Origin of the sequence: Microcoleus sp. B3-D7 (assembly GCF_036705305.1) — a bacterium.
Taxonomy (GTDB): Bacteria; Cyanobacteriota; Cyanobacteriia; order Cyanobacteriales; family Microcoleaceae; genus Microcoleus.
In genome coordinates, this window is the sequence record NZ_JAUBUE010000119.1 from 1 (window position 1) to 2,520 (window position 2,520).

The window sequence follows — 2,520 nt, forward strand, 5'->3', positions numbered from 1 at the left end:
TTTTTAAACTACGACTCATAAACGCACCATAAAAGCTATCTCTCTATTATATGCAACTTCACATAAAATTGGTATTACGGGTACAATTCAAAACGGGTTATCATCATAGCTCTTTTTGAAGGAGCCGTCATTATCCGTTTTTATGTCGTGACAATGTTTATGCAAAAGTTGGAGGTTTTTATATTTATCCTTACCGCCTAAAGAGCGAGGTTGGATATGGTCAACTTCTACAATGTCTGTAGTTGTAAAGTACAGACCACAGTGGGTACATTTACCTTTTTGTGTCTTAATAAGTGTTGCCACTCTTGTTGGTGTTTCTGGGTATTCTCCACGTCTTTTGCTCCAATAAATCCAGTCACCGTTGTAGGGCGTTGAGTTGCCTTTAACCTTTACGTGCCTTTTGATTGGCTTTTCTGAGTGTTGGGCTAACTTTATACCTTCTTCTGTGCTGAAGCACCAATTTCTGTTATCTACTGTTCGCCAGTATTTGTCTTTGTTGATGCTACCTTCTCCCCGTCTTTTAGCCCAGGCTCTTAGTTTGTTGTAGATAAGGAAGTCTATCCTTGAAAAAGTTTCCTTACTTACTAATGTTGAGTAATAGTTTGACCATCCCCTAATAATTGGATTCAGCCGACTAATTAAAGCAGCTTGTGGGGCGGTGTTATGGGTGTCTATTACTTCAGCTATTTTTGCGACATGAGCCTTGGTTTGTGACTTTGACGGGGTAATTAATGTTATAAAACCAAGTTTAGAATGTCCATCTGACGCACATCTGTAGTTACCTACCTTATGTTGTTTTATATGGAATCCTAAAAACTCAAACCCGACATTTCCATTGTATTCGTTGAGGGTGTGGGTTAATTTTGTTTTACTTGGTTTCAATTCTAAGCCAATGTCACTTAACCAGTCGGTAATTATATTCTGACAGGCGAGTATTACGTCAATGTTTTCGTGAATAATTACAAAATCATCGGCGTATCGGATTAAACTCAAGCTTTTGCGGTTGTTGATTTTTGCCTTCTTATTCTTAAAGGTGTCCGCGTATTGCTTAATCCGTTCTTCCATTCCGTGTAGGGCAATATTAGCCAGTAGTGGGGAAATGACCCCTCCTTGTGCCGTACCTTCTTGGGTAGGAAAAATTTCACCTTGGTCTAATACCCCACTTTTGAGCCACGATTTAATTTGTTTTCGGAGTCGTGGATAGGTATTGATTTTGTCAAGTAACGCTTTGTGATTAATGCGGTCAAAGCATTTGGCAATATCAGCGTCAAGCACATATTTGGCTTTTACCGCAATACTGGCAAAAATAGCTCCTATTGCATCGTGACACGACCTACCTGGTCTAAAACCATAGGAGTTTGGCTCAAAACGAGCTTCCCATTCTGGCTCAATAGCTGCTTTTACAACTGCTTGTAAGGCGCGGTCGTACATTGTGGGTATCCCTAATGATCTTGACTCATTAGTTCCTGGTTTTGGAATCATTACCCGACGTGTCGGCTGTGATTTACCAGTTGTTTTGAGCTGATTTACCAGCTTAATTCGTTGCTTCGGGGTTAGTAATTTAATACCATCCACTCCTGCTGTACGTTTGCCAGTATTGTCTTGTGTGACCCGTCGTACCGCTAGAACCTTATTAGACCATGAATTAATTAAGGTCTTCTGAAGCTTACGAACTGCTTTGACATCGCCACGCTCACTTGCTTGATAGATACGTTTTTGCAACTTGAACGTCAACCTTTCGGCTTTACGCCAATTGATTTGGTTCCATTCCACCGTCGGGTTGTCCCGCGTTTTAGACTTATTCATTGCTAATGAGTTCCTATCTTTGAAGCTACCGTGCATCTGTCTGCATATCTCTGTCATTACAACAGAGCGTTGGCTTTTGATACAATCCCTCTCTCATATATTATTCGTTAGCTACTTACTGGTAAACGACCTGTTTGCCAGTAATATATGGGAGTTACTTCGTTCCAAATACACATTGATAGAGTTTTTAGTGTGATGCTATCCACCGGGTTTATGGGAAGTGCTTATAGGTCTAAGAGTAAATCGCCTACTCCATATCCTTGCCTTTTGGCTTGGTCTTAATCAGCCGTTAGACCATCAATGATTACGATGGTTCAGATACATCTTTGCTTTCGCTACACATGAACTCTTGCTCAAGAGTTACCAGTTTCGGCTACCAGTAGTTCTGCCTTTTATCCCCGCTTTATCCTATTGGTTGCTATTCAATAACATAGGGGATATGCTTTTACCGCTGCACTTGCGGACTAGAACTAGGGACTTGTGAATCCTGCATCTAGATGTATATTTAGTTATACTAACCAGTGGGTTAGGTTAACCGTCCCTGGATATTTCTATCCATTTAGATTAAACGAATCGCACAACTCAGTTCATTCTAGCTAAATACTAGATAATTTTAAAAATTTAATTATTGATTGTAATAACAATACTCCGGACAGTTTTTAAGCAGCCAAAGTACCATAAGACAAGACTGAAGGAAGGTTAGGGTGATTTAAA

Annotated in this window: 1 protein-coding gene; it reads right to left on the bottom strand. The window is 40.0% G+C overall.

Annotated elements, in window-relative coordinates; translation table 11 throughout:
• Positions 1-87: 87 nt before the first annotated feature.
• Positions 88-1,806, bottom strand: a complete 1,719-nt coding sequence (ltrA, locus tag QUB25_RS29525; RefSeq protein WP_333189017.1) for a group II intron reverse transcriptase/maturase — start codon at positions 1,804-1,806, stop codon at positions 88-90.
• Between the last annotated feature and the right edge of the window lie 714 nt (positions 1,807-2,520).

Excerpts from the sequence above, each read along its gene's own strand:
- ltrA (WP_333189017.1), bottom strand. The coding sequence starts at position 1,806 with ATGAATAAGTCTAAAACGCGGGACAACCCGACGGTGGAATGGAACCAA.